Genomic DNA, 15,448 nt, shown 5'->3' with positions numbered 1-15,448 from the left:
GGGTAAAGTTTCAATTAAAAAAAGACGTGCCCTTGAGCTAAGACCTATCATTTTGTTCCCATTCATAATGTTTTTGGGGTTGGGTCATCCTATTTATGAATGGATGCTACTGTTTTAGTTAACGCTTGAATGGTTATTAGTACTGATATGGGGAGATGACCGTTGAATCGCTCATGCCAATGCCACAATCGTTCATTAGGAGGACAAAATCGACGCATTTGGAGAAACAATTCACTTATTCTATGTATTATCATTGAGAAAGTTAACAAATAGCAGTAAAATTTATGTAAGGGATCATTTTTCAATGAAACTTTATGTCGATTATTTCGTATAAGAAGATAGACATATTGAAAAGCAAGGAGGATGAAACAATGCTTAGTGTCGGACAGTTTTTTTCTAGACATTCTGCCAGCTTTCTTATTTCGCTTACGACCGTTTCTATCGCAGCAATTGCGGCAAATCCTGGATTCTTCCTTGGTGGTTTACTGTTTGCGGGTTCCTATGCGACGAGTACAGCGTTGCTGAAACATAGACAAAAAAAGAAAGTCATGCAAATAGCAGGTATTACAAAAGAAGAATTCAAGCATATTGAAACACAATTATCAGCAGCTAATAAGCATATTCAAACATTAAGTCAAAACTATTTACGCGTACGTTCTGTATCTGCGTTTAAACAATTACTTGAAATGACGCGTATTTCTAAAAATATCGTCAAAATTGTGAAGACAGACCCACGAAAATTTTATAATGTAGAGCCCTTTTTCTATGCACACTTACCTTCTGCTGTGGAATTAACGGATAAGTATACAATGCTTTCGAAGCAGCCTGTGAAGGATAAAGAAATTCAATTAACATTATCAAAAACACGTGAAACGCTAACTGATTTAAATGATACGATTCAAATTGATTTAAAGGACGCGCTTGCTAATGATATTGATACCCTACAAATGGAGATTGAATTTGCAAATCGTTCCAATCTTAGACGTAGAGAACAATTGGATTGGCGAGGGGACGATAAATGACAGCAAATGAACACGCATTTCAACTGAATACCATACCAGGGCTTTCTCCACTGGTCCAATCCTATTTAGAAACAACTCCACAAAATGAGGCGATGGCGACTTATGAAACGCTATCGCCTCTTGCACAAAGTCGTGCCTTACTTTATGCTAGTCAAATTGATTTGACAGATTTTGAATCATTGCTGTCCCTTGGGCAAGATTCACAGCGAGCTCTGTCTCAATTTGCTGATCGCATGCTTGCGCAAGTGAAGCAAAAGGACGTCTCAAAAATCGGTCAAATGCTTGATTCCTTAATGCACACGTTAGATCGAATAGACCCGACGGCTTTAGAACCAAAGAAACAAACCTTTTTCAAAAAAATCTTTGGAAAAACAGAGCCGACTGTGAAGCAAACATTAACAGAATTTGAGCGTATTAGTATTCAGGTGGAACGTATTGGCGTTCAGCTAGAGCGTGCACAGCTTCAGTTGATCAAGGATGTCGAAAACTTAGAAGCGCTTTATGCTCATAATCGTGGATTTTTTGAGGAGCTGGCTACTGCTATTGCAGCAGGTCAAATGAAAAAACAGCAAGCCATTGAGGTTGAGTTACCCACACAAATAACGAGTGTTCAAGCAACGAAACAACCGCTTGCTATTCAGCAGCTCAATGACTTTGCCGCACAAATTGAAAGGTTGGATCAACGTATTTATGATTTACAAGTATCACAGCAAGTAGCGCTGCAAACGGCTCCTCAAATACGCATGATTCAACAGGCGAATCAAACGTTAGCGGAAAAAATTGAATTTTCGATTGTCACTTTGATTCCTCTTTGGAAAAATCAGCTGGCGATGATGCTTTCTATGCATATGGATCATCACTATGCACAGCTAGAAGAACGATTAGCTCAGGCACATGATCGCTTCTCTAGTCCATCGTTTGAACAACAGGTTTCGAAATTTAAAGAAACGCAGCGAGAACTGCAAACCGCGATTAAAGATGTGTTTGCCCTGCATACAGCAACTGAACAAGAAAAACAACAGCTACAAGATGTGGCAGGTGCCAGAGGCTATCAGCGCGATTAACAAAAAAGGGGTGGCTCAGCATATAATCTGAACCACCCTGTTTTATGTTATTCAAAATAATCTTTATAGTAGCCACCGACATTACCTGTATTATCGATGATAAAAATGAACTCTTCTGTTTCATTTTTTACTTCATATTCTTTCCCTACTGTTAATACATTGGACACTAAGTATTTTGATGCATTTGTATGTTTGCAAGTTATCGTTCGTAGTGTTGGCGCATCTTTCCATTTTAAATGTAACATATTCTCTCTACCTCTCTTTACTAGCCGAAGCTAATGTCTATTGCTTATTTTATAATATTTTTGGGCTTTTGTGGAGAAAAAAGAAAGACTATAGCTATTCTATCCAAAAAAAATGACTATTTGAGGTGTTATGATGAGTTTTGGTGGTGTACCGCAATGGTTTTTTATTATTGCTGTAGCATTTGCAATCTGCTTTGTTCTTTATGCAGAATGGAATTCTAGAAAATAAGTGAGTCCAATAAATCGGACTCACTTTTTCTATGCTTATTTTAATGTCCGCTTTAAAAATTCTTTTGTCCGTTCATGCTGAGGGTTTACTAATACTTGTGATGGCGGGCCTTCCTCGACAATGATGCCTTTATCCATAAAGACGACACGATCTGCCACCTCTTTGGCAAACTCCATCTCATGTGTCACGATTAACATTGTATTCCCCTCAGTGGCTAACTGTCGCATCACCTTTAATACCTCACCGACCATTTCTGGGTCTAATGCCGATGTCGGTTCATCAAATAGCATGACATCTGGATTCATTGACAATGCTCGAGCGATAGCCACACGCTGCTTTTGCCCCCCTGAAAGCTGACGAGGCTTGGCGTTCACATATTGATCCATACCAACGATATTCAAATATTTAAGCGCCGTTTCTTCTGCTTCTTTCTTTGATCGCTTCAATACTTTGATTTGGCCCACTGTGCAATTGTTTAACACATTGTGATTGTTAAATAAATTGAATTGCTGGAATACCATTCCTAGATGTGTACGATATTCTTGAATATTGTGCTTATCATCTAAAATGTCTTCCCCTTTATAAATAATTTGACCACCACTTGGCGTTTCTAATAAATTGATGCAACGAAGTAATGTTGATTTACCAGAACCAGAAGAGCCAATTAAACAAACGACTTCGCCTTTTTCTACTTGGAAATTTACATCTTTTAACACTTGGTTACGTCCAAATGATTTACTTAAATGTTCAATCTTAATCACTGCCATTTGTGCGTCCCCCTATACAGCTTCTTTTTGTTCTTTTTGATAGGCATCAGGTCCATCTAGACGTTTTTCAACATAGAGAAGGATGCGAGATGCGGTAAATGTCATGATAAAATAAAGAATACATGCAACAAAGAATGATTCAAAATAACGGAAGTTGTTACCTGAAATTGATTTTGTTTGGAAGAATAATTCCGTTACCCCAATGACATTTAATACGGCTGTATCTTTAATATTCATAATTAATTGGTTACCTGTCGCCGGCAAGACATTGCGTGCTACTTGTGGTAAAACAACATGCAGCATGATTTGGAAGTGATTCATACCAATTGCCGACGCTGCCTCGTATTGACCATTATCAATCGAGACAATACCACCTCGAACAATTTCTGCCATATAGGCCCCTGTGTTAAGGGAAACGACTAAAATACCTGCTGTAATAAAATGCATATCGATACCAAATGCGATATCTAGTCCGTAGTAGACTACCATAGCCTGTACAATCATTGGTGTACCACGGAAAAATTCAACATAGCATGTCAGGATAAAATTAATAAGCTTTAAGCTATAAAATTTTAAACCTTTTTTACGAACTGGAATCGTATGCATAATTCCAATGAAAAATCCGATGAATGCACCAATAATTGTACTAATAATCGAAATCAGTAACGTATAATACGCACCTCGTAAAAACATTTGCCAGTTGTTTTCAATAATTGAAAGTATCCATTCAAGACTCATGATGTTCCTCCTAACAATGTCATGTTGCTTGCTTATTTCCTTCGTGTCCTAGCTATTTCTACTATTCTATGATTTGTTACGCTAGGACATTATCATTATGTAGAGAGGTTCTCATTTTGATAATGATGAAATGATCATGCACGGACCAGCAACTAGCCCGTGCCTTGTCATTATTGTGCTGCTGGTTGTTGAGAAATCGCTTCTTCCATAATCGCTTGACGATCGTCTTCCGAAATACCTTTTAGGATTTCGTTGATTTTTTCACGGTTTGCATCGTCTTTACGTAAGCCTACAGCAATCGAAGTATTGGAAAGATCCGTATCAAAGCCTTCTTCAAATGCGACATATGTGAACTTATCGTTGGCAGCAGCAGCGGAAATACCTTCTGGACGTTCTGCTACATAGCCATCAATTTTGCCAGCCTCTAAAGCGACACGCATTGCGGGGAAGCTTTCCATTGCTGTTTGTTTTTCTACACCGTTAATTTGATCAATAACGTTGTAGTTCGATGTATTTAATTGTGAAGTAATTTTAGCACCAGAGAAATCTTGAATCGATTTTGCATTTTCATACTTGCTACCTTTCTTAATAACCATAACGAAATCAGAAGTATAGTAGTTTTCTGTAAAATCAATCGTTTTCTTACGCTCTTCAGTTGGTGACATACCCGCGATAATCGCATCAATTTTGTTAGATTGTAGCGCTGGTACTAATCCGTCCCATTCCATTTTGACAATGACTAGCTCTTTGCCTAAGCCTTCAGCAATTTTTTTTGCCATTTGGACATCGTAGCCGCCTGCATACTCTGCATTATCAGCAATTTTCACTGCACCATTAGCATCACCTTGCTGTGTCCAGTTAAATGGTGGATAGCCAGCCTCCATTCCGATTCGGAATTCACCGCCACTTGCTTCCTTGTCAGCACCAGCATCACCTGAACCGCCATCCTTTTTGTCGCTAGTGCCACATGCAGCTAGCACAATTGCTGTCATGATAGAGATCATTACTAACAACCATTTTCTTTTCATAAAAAACTCCCCTTTTCTGTAAAAAAATAAGACAACTGTAATAAAAAAGACCTAAGTATATTGAACTTAGGTCTTACCTTGTATGACAGTTGCCCAAATCCTCACTATAATTTCCATTTTCCGAGATAGCACAACCTAGTAAATCTGGAAATCCATTTACTAGGACAGTCCTGCACTTATTCACTGCAGACCCAGCATAAAAGTACGAGCTCCTTTTATACTTCGGCGATATTTCCTTCTTCATTGCGTCTTCGCTTGCTTGAACTCAACAATGAACTAATAAATACCGCGCCTCTACCTCACTGGTAAATGTTAGTGAGGTTTGTTTATTTAATTGATATTTAGATACTACTATAAAACTAGTACACTCGTCAAGACAGTTTTAACATTTTTCTGACTAATGACAATATTAGGATATTGTTCGTTCTCTATTCATTTTAAATCGTTAAGCTTCTATCGATATTTCTGAAAATTAAAACAAATTTTTATTATAGAGTATGTGCTCTATGTGAGAAAAGTTGTGTTTATGTCTTTTTTGCTCCTCTAAACGATATAACATTAGTACTCTTTCAAACATAGAATCGGTCAAAATCTTTCGTCATGCATAAAAAAACCCTGCTGAACATTGTTCGCAGGGTTGAATCGCATTATGAATTTAATAGTAAATCTTCAGGATTTTCGATTAATTCTTTAACTGTTTTTAAGAATCCTACAGAATCTTTTCCATCGATTATACGGTGATCGTAAGAAAGTGCTACATACATCATTGGACGGATTTGAACTTCACCATTTACTGCAACTGGACGGTTAACAATTGAGTGCATACCTAAAATACCAGCTTGCGTACCGTTCATAATAGGAGTTGACATTAATGAACCGAATACACCACCATTTGTAATTGTGAATGATCCACCAGCCATGTCATTTAAGCCTAATTTTTTATCACGAGCTTTTGTCGCTAAGTTAGCGATATCTTTTTCGATTTCTGCAAAGTTTTTGCTGTTTGCATCGCGTACAACTGGTACAACTAAACCTTCTTCAGTTGATACAGCAATACCGATATCAAAGAAGTTATTTAAATGAATTTCATCACCAGAGATTTGAGCGTTTACGTATGGGTATTTTTTTAGTGCCGCAACAACAGCTTTTGTGAAGAATGACATGAAACCAAGTTTGATGTCATTTGCTTTTACAAACTCTTCTTGTTTACGTTTACGAAGTGCCATGATATTTGTCATGTCAATTTCGTTAAATGTTGTTAACATTGCTGTTGATTGTTTCACTTCTAATAAACGTTTAGCAATTGTTTGGCGACGACGGCTCATTTTTTCAACTGTTACACGGTCAGAATTAGCTGCTGGTGTAAATACTACTGGGCCACCTGAAGTTGCTACTGATGTAGGTGCTGCTACTGGTGCTACAGCTGGAGCTGTACCATGAGCTGCTACATCTTGTACACGTACACGTCCTTGTGGATCTACTGGAGATACTGCTGCAAGGTTGATACCTTTTTCACGAGCAAGACGACGTGCTGCTGGAGAGGCGATTACTCGCTCACCAGAAGTTTCTTCTACAACTGGAGCCGCTGCTACTGGTGCAGATGCTGCTTGTGGCGCTGCTGGAGCCGGAGCTGCTTCAGCTGGAGCCGCTGCAGGTGCAGGTGCTGCGCCTTCGCCTGCTTCTACTACTGCGATAACTTGACCAACTAGTACAGTATCGCCTTCTTCAGCTAAAATTTGTGTTAATACACCTGCTTCTTCAGAAATGATTTCAGCGTTTACTTTATCTGTTTCAAGTTCAACGATGAATTCACCTTTTTCAACGCGATCGCCCACTTTTTTTACCCACTGTGCGATACTACCTTCTGTAATCGATTCTGCTAATTCAGGGACTTTAATTTCAGCCACTTTCATTTCCTCCTTTGATTAACGTGCATGACGCACATAAAAGGGCTACTGCTTGAGGGCAAGTAGCCCGGTTTTTTCAAAAATTTATATGTGATTATTTAACCTTCACTGGCTCAGCAACTGCCGCTTCAATTAATGCTGCTTGTGCTGCTTTATGAGAATCTGCATCCCCTTCAGAAGTTGAGCTCATTGCAGGACGACCTACATAGCGAAGTTTTTTACCTTCTGAAAGTTCATATAATGTTTCTAATGCATAATTCCATGAGCCTTGGTTTTTAGGTTCTTCTTGTACCCAAACAATTTCTTTCACATTTGGATACTTAGCAATAATACCAGCAACTTGCTCTTTTGGGAATGGGTAAAGTTGTTCTACACGAATAATGTGTAAATGATCGAAGCCTTCTCCGTCTTTTACGCGATCCGCTAAGTCGATCATCACTTTACCAGTTCCTAAAACGATACGCTCTACAGCTTCTGGTTTAGCGCCTAAACCTGGTTGTTCAATCACTTCTTGGAATGAACCATTTGCCAATTGTTCAGCATTCGCCGCCGCTAATGGGTGACGTAATAGTGATTTTGGTGATACGACTACAAGTGGACGTACCCCTTCTGTACCTAATAACGCTGCTTGACGGCGTAATAAATGATAGTAGTTACCTGCATTTGAACAGTTCGCTACAAACCAGTTGTTTTCAGCTGACATTTGTAAATAGCGTTCCATACGGCTTGAAGAGTGCTCTGGACCTTGACCTTCATAACCATGTGGTAAAAGGATCACTAATCCAGATTTTTGGCCCCATTTAGAGCGTGCCCCTGAAATAAAGTTATCAAACATCACTTGTGCCATGTTCGCAAAGTCACCGAATTGTGCTTCCCACACTGTTAAAACATGACTATTTTCTAGGTTGTAACCATACTCAAAGCCTACTACTCCCGCTTCAGTCAGTGGAGAGTTGTGTACTGAGAAGGATGCACTCGCACCAGAAATATGATGAAGCGGTGTGAAGACATTCCCATTGTTTTTATCGTGAAGTACTAAGTGACGTTGAGAGAATGTACCACGTTGAGCATCTTGACCTGTAAAACGTACTGGTGTGCCGTCTTGGATAATTGTCGCATATGCTAACGTTTCTGCATGGCCCCAGTCAATTTTTGCTGATGCATAGGCATCACGACGTTTTTCTAAAATTTTGCCAAGCTTTTTCTGTGGCTCGAAGTTTTCTTCAAACACTAAAAGCTCTTCATTGATTTTTTCTAAACGTTCCGCACCAACTGCTGTATCAATTTGTGGGAACTCTACTTTTAATTCTGCTGGCATTTCTAAATGCTGATGATCATCTTTATCTGCCATTTCTCTTACATGGTCATAGGCTGCTTGCATTTCTGCATAGATTGCTGTATCTAAGGCAGCTACATCTTCAGCAGATAGAAGACCTTCAGCCACTAATTGTGCTCCATATAAAGCACGCACTGTTTCATGTTTAGAAACCAATTTGTATGTTTCTGGGTTTGTCACAGTTGGGTCATCTGTTTCATTATGACCATGGCGACGGTAACCAACTAAGTCTACAATAATATCTTTGCCGAATTTTTGACGGTAGTTAGCAGCAAAACGACCCACTTGCGCTACTGCCTCTGGGCTATCTGCGTTGACATGGATTACTGGTACCTCGTAACCTTTTGCTGGGTCAGAAGAGTACACAGAAGAACGAGAATCATAATGCTCAGTTGTGAAACCGATCATATTGTTCGCGATAATGTGGATTGTACCACCTGTTGTAAAGCCTTCTGTTTTAGCAAAGTTTAAAACCTCAGTCACAATCCCTTGACCTGGGAATGCAGCATCACCGTGCACTAAAATACCTAAGCCTTTAGTACGGTCGTGTACCGCTTGGCCTGGTTTAGACGTATCATCTTGTGTTGCACGAGTAGCTCCAAGTACAACTGGATTGCCAACTTCTAAGTGAGATGGGTTGTAAGCCAATTTAACATTCATACCCGATTCACGGTTGTAAGAAGCACCCATATGGTATTTCACATCACCTGTCCAACCTTTTGTAATTTCAAGGCGGCCATGCTCAGGCATAAATAACTCATTTGAAACATGTGCAAAGTCAGAGAACATCATGTCATAAGGTTTGTTTAAGATGTGTGTTAAAACATTTAAACGACCACGGTGTGCCATACCAATACGTACATTTTCTACATTTTTGGCTTCTGCTGTTTTAACGATTTCATCAAATAGAACGATTTGCGTATCTAAGCCCTCACCAGAGAAACGCTTTTGCCCTACAAAAGTTTTATGAATAAATTTTTCGAAATTTTCAACGCGAGTTAAACGATCTAATAAGGCTTTCTTCTCTTCAGAAGATAATGCTTGTTTAAATAAGCCTGATTCAATTTGCGCTTGAATCCAATCACGTTCTTCTGTAGCTACTACGTGACCGTATTCAAATGCCACTTTATCTGTATAAACAGCTTTTAGATAGTCGATTGCATCCTTACCATTTTTCACGTTTGCTGGCACATCTTTGAAGAAGATTGCTGCAGGAATTTCAGCTAAATCCGCAGCGCTTAAGTTGAACGCGCTTTCTTCAATTTGAGCTGTTTGTAGTTCACGGTTTTTCAGAGGATAAATATCTGCCGCTAAATGACCGTGTGAACGGATTGCGTCTGCTAATTTCACAGCGGCTAACACTTTTTTGTAATCGCCAGCAGGAGCCGCTGCTGTATGACTAACTACAGCTACTTCACCTTCTACTACTACTGGTGCACCAAATTGTTGGAATAAAGAAACTAACTCCGGTTCTACTTCTTCAGGAGACTGTAAGAATAAGTCGTATTGCTCCATCACATATCCTAGGTTAGGACCAGAGAAAGCTGACCATGGAGAACTTACAGTTGTAACGTTGTTCGACATGAAAAATGACCTCCAAATTTTGCCTTTCGGCAGTTCCATTAATTAAATTACAATTAATTATATAATATTTAGCCGTTCTTTAAAAGAAAGTTTCACACTACTTTTCCATATTTTAAAGAACGTTTTTTCCATCTCAATCTTACTACTCTTCACAAAAAATACAACTCTTTTTAGCAAATTAAGCAATTTTTTTCGCAAAGGATAGAATAATGAAATAAAGCGTGAATTTTTCTTAATATTTTAGCGGTATTCTTAGCGAGAAAACGGTTCCAATATTAACCTCACTCTTGACTTCTACTGTCGCATTGTATTTTTCAAGTAACATCTTCGAAATGCTAAGTCCTAAGCCAGTTCCACCAATTTGACGATTTCTTGCTTCATCCACTCGATAAAATCGATCAAAGATAAACGGCATATTCTCTTCTGCTATTCCTATACCATTATCAGCAATTTCTAAACATGCAATTTTTCCAGCAGTTGTAAGAGAAATTTCAATCTCAGGAATTTTTTCACAATAACGAATTGCATTCTCTATTATATTACGAACGATTTGACTTAGTGCATTTTCGGTAATAAATAACGGACCGATTTCGCCATTTTTCGACAGCGATATTCGTGCTTGTGGATGGACAAGCTGTAGCTCCTCCATGACGGCTTCTATTACTACTAGTGCATTTGCCTCACTTGCCTCATCTTTTTCCTCACGTCGTGCAAGCTCTAATAATTCCTCAATCATTTTACGCATCCGAGCAATTTCCGTTAGTGAAGTATCAATGGATTCTTCTAAAATGGCTGGATCATCTTTGCCCCATCTTTTTAACAAGGAGAGATGCCCTTCAATGGCTTGAATCGGTGTTCGCAGTTCATGGGAAGCATCTGCGACAAATTGTTGCTGCTGGGTAAAGGAAATTTGCAGCTCATTCATCATCGCATTGTACATTTTTAACAGATCACCAATCTCATCCTGTGATGTATAGGTTAGCTGGATAGGCTGATTAAATCCTTGGTCTACCACCGTCTTCATGGATGCACGCAATTCATGTAATGGCTTCATTAAATAATTGGCCAAATAATAGCCAATGGAGCCTGATAGTATCAATGCCCCTATCCCCGCTATTAGCATCGCTGTCAGAAGGTAATGCATAAGGGATTGAAAGCTAGTCAAAGGATGAATAACTTGGATATAGCCTTGAAAAAAGCCGATCCGTATCGGTTCATTGATGACGAGTACATCCTTCTTATCGATGGTCATTTCCAGAACTTCTTGCATCGATTGTAGCGGTGCAGCAGCTGAAGTATCATTGATACGTAAAATATCCACTCCATCTCTATTAAATATTCTGACCGTTTCATCGCGATCGGCAATGGATTTGAGCAAACCTGTATTTTGTTGTATTTGCTGAATGGTAACATTAGGACCTTGTGATTCTAAAAAGGAGATAATATCGTCACTTGTACGTTTGACCTTACCTTCCTCATCGTTTAAGAGCCATGTATGAAGCGAAAGATAAACGACTATACAAATAATTGTAAAGCTAATAAAGATGACACTACTTGATGTCAGCATCCATTTTTTCTGTAAAGATTGGTGACGTACATAATTTTTTAATTTATTCATTCACGCATCACATACCCAACACCACGAACAGTTTCTATATAAGCGTTCATATCACCAGGGAGCTTTGTGCGTAAATGTCTGATATAAACGTCTACTACATTGGTCTCGATATCCGTATCATAGCCCCAAACTGACGTTAAAATATGCTCCCTCGTACACACTCTATTTTTGTGCTCGATTAATAGTTTTAGTAAATCATATTCTGTCTTTGTTAGGTCAAGTTTATTCCCTTGAACAAAAACTTCATAGGCTGCCACATCTATTTCAATATCTCGTAAACATAAAGATTCGCTGCTAGTAGGCTCTGGTGTGACACGACGTAAAATCGTCCGTATTCTAGCAAGCAGCTCTTCAATAGCAAAAGGCTTGACGATATAGTCATCGGCTCCTGCATCTAAGCCCGCTACACGGTCCATTACAGCATCTCTCGCCGTTAATAAAATAATTGGCACCTGTGACTGCGTTCGGATACGGCGGCAAATTTCAATGCCATTAATGCCTGGCAGCATCACATCCAATAAGAGAACATCAAAATTTTCCGTAGTGGCCAAAGCCAGTCCATCCCGTCCATCAAAGGCTGTTTTCACCTCATAGCCCTCATGCTGTAATTCTAGTTCAACAAAACGCGCAATATGCTTCTCATCTTCTACCAACAATATCTTCTTAGGCATTGTATCACCTTCTATTCTAAAATAACGATATAGGATATTTATCCCTCTCACGTTCTAGCATAACATCAAACAAAAAGTCTGTCTCACAAGGGAAACCTTGTGGACAGACTTTTTTATTGTATTCCCGAAATGGAAAGATTATTTTTTCCCAACTCTTTTGATCGATATAAAGCTCGGTCGGCTAAATCCATTAACTCATCCAAAGTTTGTGCATGATCTGGATAATAGGCAATACCGATTGAGGCTGTAGGAGTAAAATGATGGTCTTCAATCATCCAGCCTTCTGCTAGTTCATCGCGGATTCGACGAATAATATGCATAATTTGGTCATGCCTTTTATCAGCTTCTCTTGTTAAACCTGTTAGGATGACGATAAATTCATCGCCACCAATTCGAATGACCATGTCATGACTGCGAACCGTTTGATTTAAGGCATTACCAAAGCGCTGAATAAACGCATCCCCTGTGTCATGACCAAAACGATCGTTGACTTCTTTAAAATCATCGCCATCTAGATAGAGCATGGCGACACAGGTTTGATTTTCAGCTGCTTTTGCCAGTATTTTCGGAAACTCTTTTTGTAAATAACGTCGATTAGGTAGCTGTGTTAACGCATCATGATAGGCTAAATAGAGCAAATCATTTTCTCTTTCTTTGCGATGAGTAATTTCTCGAGACACCATCATAATTTGTGAAACCTTTTCACGTTCAGGGTCATGTACAACCGTGACATTGCCCTCTGTCCAAATCGGTGTACCGTCCTTCGCCTTTAGTAAAAGCTCAAACTGTGTTTCTGGCTGACCTGTAAAATTGTTTAAAAATGTTTGCCATTCGTTTTTACTTTCTTGATCTAAAATATCACTGTAAAACTGCCCAAGTAGCTCTTCATTTTCATACCCTAAATAAATCCCATAGGATGGAGACGCATAAAGAATAATGCCATCTTCATTCGTAATCACGATTAAATCATTTGTATTTTCCGTAATGAGTCGGAAAGTACGTTCAATATTTTTTAATTCTGTGAACATTTTTTTCTTATCTGTAATATTATAGTTAATGGTTAAAATTTGTTCGATTTTACCGAACTCATTTTTTAACGGCACAATGGTTGCCTCCACCCAATAATCGGCATGATATTTTGTGCGATAGCACAGTTCTCCTCGCCAAATCTCCATTGTATCCAGCTTGCCTTCGATTAATTGTAAAAAGTTTTGCGCATTGAACCTTGGCTCCATTAATGAATAGGGCTGACCTATTAATTCCTCCGCAGTGTAGCCAGAAGCCTGTAAAAACATATCGCTTGCTTCCGTAATATAGCCTTTATGGTCCAATACAGCAATGGCTGTAGCTGAATTTAAGGCAGACTTAAAAACTTCTAAACCATGAGACTTCGAACGTAATTCTGCTTTTTGTAAAGTAAATTGAGTAAAATCCTGCATGATTAGAAAGATAGCAAACGAATTATCATCCTGCATTACAGGCGATAGGGACATTAAATACATGCGCTCCTGACCTTCTGACGTAAACAGCTTGATCAGCTTTTTATCAAGGTTTTCCCCTCTCGCTGCTTTTTGTAAACAAGCTTCAATGTGTTCAACCTCTTCTTTCGGGATGATCGGTAAATCAACAAACAATTTTTGCTTGACAGTTTCATTATCTAATTGGAAATCTTCCATAAAGCAAGAATTCACTTCGTATACCATACCTTCGGCCGATAAAATGACCGTGGAGAAAAAGGCATGGTCAAACATGGACCGCATAAATAAAAATTTATCCTCAATATTGCGATCATAGAGGATTTCCTTTGTGATGGCTAATATATAGTCTTCATTATTATATTTCAACGGTCTGACAGACGTTTCGTATTTATGAACCTCCGACTGAAAATACGCATAATCTACATAGTCAACCTGATTATGCTCCCTAATCGCTTGATCGTAGTTTTTCTGAATGATCGAAAAAATGCGCTCTGAGGTAACGCTTGAAATCATTTTTCCAATCGCCTCATTTGATAACAGGTCACGAGCTGCTTGGTTTAAGCGAATATATTGATAATCATCCTCTACTTTTTTCATGAGAAAAGCAAAATCTTTGCCAATAAATAATGAATTAAAAAAATCTTCGCTTAAAAGATACTCCATGCTGTCACCTCCAGAAAAGCCATTGCAATCATGATAAAAATGCTAGTATGTATGTTTTGTTCGATTTTATATAATACTACTATTATAACATAAAAATCAAAAATTACCCTTACAGAATAAGATAAATTATATCCTTTTTAGGATATTTTTTGATATATTACCTATTGTAGAAACATTTAAATCCTACTAAAGAAGTGTATAAATGATTAATATTAGATAAAATTGATAGGATAGACTTAATGCTAAAAAACAACAATATTTTCGCCAACACCTCTTCTTTTGTCAGAATTTACTGACTACTAAACTCAAATTTTGTTTTTTTCGAGCAAAATGATTGCATCAAACAGCTTTCGTGTTATATTATATTTAAAAAACTAGCCTTTTTTCGGTATGGTCGAAATCAGTAAGACAGCGGGAGATTATGGAATATCATAGTTATAACGTCTAGTTCTTTGGGTTTTAATTCCAGTACGAATTTTAGTTTTCTTCTTTATGCTTCAACGGAATTGTTTTAACTACCCTAGTAAAGGAGGCGTTTCGTATGCTTAAACATCGAGACCTGCATGAATGTACAGAGCTTTATGAGCTATTATCACACCCTTCTGTATTCCCTTTTGTCCGTCAGAAAGCCACATCCGCTGATGAGTATTGGTTTATGACAAAACAACTGATTGAAGAGGAAGCGAGAGGACTCGCTATCTCGAGGACCATTACTGATGATTGGGGTCAACCAATCGGCACCATTAGTATTCACGATGTGGAGGACGGTGCAGGCTTTTTAGGAACGTGGATTGGACTCCCTTACCAGGGTAAAGGCTATAATCAAAAGGCAAAAATGCTATTTTTGAATGAGTTATTTTTTGATTATAATTTCCATACGGTATTTCTCCGTATACGAGTTGAAAATTTAAAATCACAGCGTGCCGCATTAAAGCTACCTTATGTGGTGAGTGCCAATGAAAGTCATCCGACTTTATTAGCACAGGTCAATAGCGGTGAAGCTCAATTTAATTTATTCAAAATTCAAAAAGATTTATTCTACTTAATAACAGCACATCAAATGCAAGAAGGCGAAGAGCAAGCCATGTAATGTGTCAT

General features: G+C 38.4%; 12 protein-coding genes and 1 riboswitch. Of the genes, 3 read left to right on the top strand and 9 right to left on the bottom strand.

Annotated features, from left to right (window positions below):
* Positions 1-371: 371 nt before the first annotated feature.
* Together MKY46_RS11325 and MKY46_RS11320 are read left to right on the top strand one after the other, a co-directional pair.
* Positions 372-1,022, top strand: coding sequence for a 5-bromo-4-chloroindolyl phosphate hydrolysis family protein (locus tag MKY46_RS11325; RefSeq protein WP_036126015.1), 651 nt, complete (start codon positions 372-374; stop codon positions 1,020-1,022).
* A complete protein-coding gene (locus MKY46_RS11320; protein WP_058844434.1) occupies positions 1,019-2,086 on the top strand; it encodes a toxic anion resistance protein in 1,068 nt (355 codons plus the stop codon). Before MKY46_RS11325 ends, MKY46_RS11320 begins: the two co-directional genes overlap by 4 nt.
* A 47-nt stretch (positions 2,087-2,133) precedes the next feature.
* On the opposite strand, the gene MKY46_RS11315 is transcribed toward MKY46_RS11320, so the two are convergent.
* The 9 genes from MKY46_RS11315 to MKY46_RS11275 form a co-directional block, all read right to left on the bottom strand.
* Positions 2,134-2,331 carry a DUF6501 family protein gene (locus MKY46_RS11315; RefSeq protein WP_036126026.1) on the bottom strand — a complete coding sequence of 66 codons (198 nt, stop codon included), beginning with the start codon at positions 2,329-2,331 and terminating at the stop codon, positions 2,134-2,136.
* Positions 2,332-2,595: 264 nt separating this feature from the next.
* On the bottom strand, positions 2,596-3,327 hold the full coding sequence (locus tag MKY46_RS11310) for an amino acid ABC transporter ATP-binding protein (RefSeq protein ID WP_036126028.1): 732 nt from the start codon (positions 3,325-3,327) through the stop codon (positions 2,596-2,598).
* Between the two features lie 12 nt (positions 3,328-3,339).
* Positions 3,340-4,065, bottom strand: coding sequence for an amino acid ABC transporter permease (locus MKY46_RS11305; protein ID WP_036126030.1), 726 nt, complete (start codon positions 4,063-4,065; stop codon positions 3,340-3,342).
* A gap of 170 nt (positions 4,066-4,235) precedes the next feature.
* A complete protein-coding gene (locus tag MKY46_RS11300; RefSeq protein ID WP_036126033.1) occupies positions 4,236-5,093 on the bottom strand; it encodes a transporter substrate-binding domain-containing protein in 858 nt (285 codons plus the stop codon).
* 118 nt (positions 5,094-5,211) lie between these two features.
* A riboswitch (Lysine riboswitch) is annotated at positions 5,212-5,398 on the bottom strand.
* 342 nt (positions 5,399-5,740) lie between these two features.
* The gene (gene odhB / locus MKY46_RS11295) at positions 5,741-7,000 is read right to left on the bottom strand and encodes a 2-oxoglutarate dehydrogenase complex dihydrolipoyllysine-residue succinyltransferase (RefSeq protein WP_249645685.1); all 1,260 of its coding nucleotides are present in this window, start codon (positions 6,998-7,000) and stop codon (positions 5,741-5,743) included.
* 94 nt (positions 7,001-7,094) lie between these two features.
* Positions 7,095-9,920, bottom strand: a complete 2,826-nt coding sequence (locus MKY46_RS11290; RefSeq protein ID WP_271913357.1) for a 2-oxoglutarate dehydrogenase E1 component — start codon at positions 9,918-9,920, stop codon at positions 7,095-7,097.
* A 232-nt stretch (positions 9,921-10,152) separates the two neighbouring features.
* Positions 10,153-11,538, bottom strand: coding sequence for a HAMP domain-containing sensor histidine kinase (locus tag MKY46_RS11285; protein ID WP_036126039.1), 1,386 nt, complete (start codon positions 11,536-11,538; stop codon positions 10,153-10,155).
* Entirely contained in the window at positions 11,535-12,209 is a 675-nt protein-coding gene (locus MKY46_RS11280) for a response regulator transcription factor (protein WP_058844437.1), read from the bottom strand. The genes MKY46_RS11285 and MKY46_RS11280 overlap by 4 nt, the downstream gene beginning before the upstream one ends.
* Positions 12,210-12,322: 113 nt before the next feature.
* Positions 12,323-14,350, bottom strand: a complete 2,028-nt coding sequence (locus MKY46_RS11275) for a diguanylate cyclase domain-containing protein (RefSeq protein WP_036126045.1) — start codon at positions 14,348-14,350, stop codon at positions 12,323-12,325.
* A 541-nt stretch (positions 14,351-14,891) separates the two neighbouring features.
* Between MKY46_RS11275 and MKY46_RS11270 the strand changes: the two genes are divergently transcribed.
* The gene (locus MKY46_RS11270) at positions 14,892-15,440 is read left to right on the top strand and encodes a GNAT family N-acetyltransferase (protein WP_036126046.1); all 549 of its coding nucleotides are present in this window, start codon (positions 14,892-14,894) and stop codon (positions 15,438-15,440) included.
* Positions 15,441-15,448: the final 8 nt, after the last annotated feature.

The organism is Lysinibacillus sp. FSL M8-0355, assembly GCF_038008985.1.
Classification (GTDB): Bacteria; Bacillota; Bacilli; order Bacillales_A; family Planococcaceae; genus Lysinibacillus; species Lysinibacillus fusiformis_D.
This window is presented reverse-complemented; position numbering and strand designations above follow the sequence as displayed.

What these genes read in the sequence shown, in the direction of transcription:
- MKY46_RS11275 (WP_036126045.1), bottom strand. Translation starts at nt 14,350, where the DNA reads ATGGAGTATCTTTTAAGCGAAGATTTTTTTAATTCATTATTTATTGGC.
- MKY46_RS11270 (WP_036126046.1), top strand. Translation starts at nt 14,892, where the DNA reads ATGCTTAAACATCGAGACCTGCATGAATGTACAGAGCTTTATGAGCTA.
- MKY46_RS11285 (WP_036126039.1), bottom strand. Translation starts at nt 11,538, where the DNA reads ATGAATAAATTAAAAAATTATGTACGTCACCAATCTTTACAGAAAAAA.
- MKY46_RS11300 (WP_036126033.1), bottom strand. Translation starts at nt 5,093, where the DNA reads ATGAAAAGAAAATGGTTGTTAGTAATGATCTCTATCATGACAGCAATT.
- MKY46_RS11320 (WP_058844434.1), top strand. Translation starts at nt 1,019, where the DNA reads ATGACAGCAAATGAACACGCATTTCAACTGAATACCATACCAGGGCTT.
- MKY46_RS11305 (WP_036126030.1), bottom strand. Translation starts at nt 4,065, where the DNA reads ATGAGTCTTGAATGGATACTTTCAATTATTGAAAACAACTGGCAAATG.
- MKY46_RS11290 (WP_271913357.1), bottom strand. Translation starts at nt 9,920, where the DNA reads ATGTCGAACAACGTTACAACTGTAAGTTCTCCATGGTCAGCTTTCTCT.
- MKY46_RS11310 (WP_036126028.1), bottom strand. Translation starts at nt 3,327, where the DNA reads ATGGCAGTGATTAAGATTGAACATTTAAGTAAATCATTTGGACGTAAC.
- MKY46_RS11315 (WP_036126026.1), bottom strand. Translation starts at nt 2,331, where the DNA reads ATGTTACATTTAAAATGGAAAGATGCGCCAACACTACGAACGATAACT.
- MKY46_RS11280 (WP_058844437.1), bottom strand. Translation starts at nt 12,209, where the DNA reads ATGCCTAAGAAGATATTGTTGGTAGAAGATGAGAAGCATATTGCGCGT.
- MKY46_RS11325 (WP_036126015.1), top strand. Translation starts at nt 372, where the DNA reads ATGCTTAGTGTCGGACAGTTTTTTTCTAGACATTCTGCCAGCTTTCTT.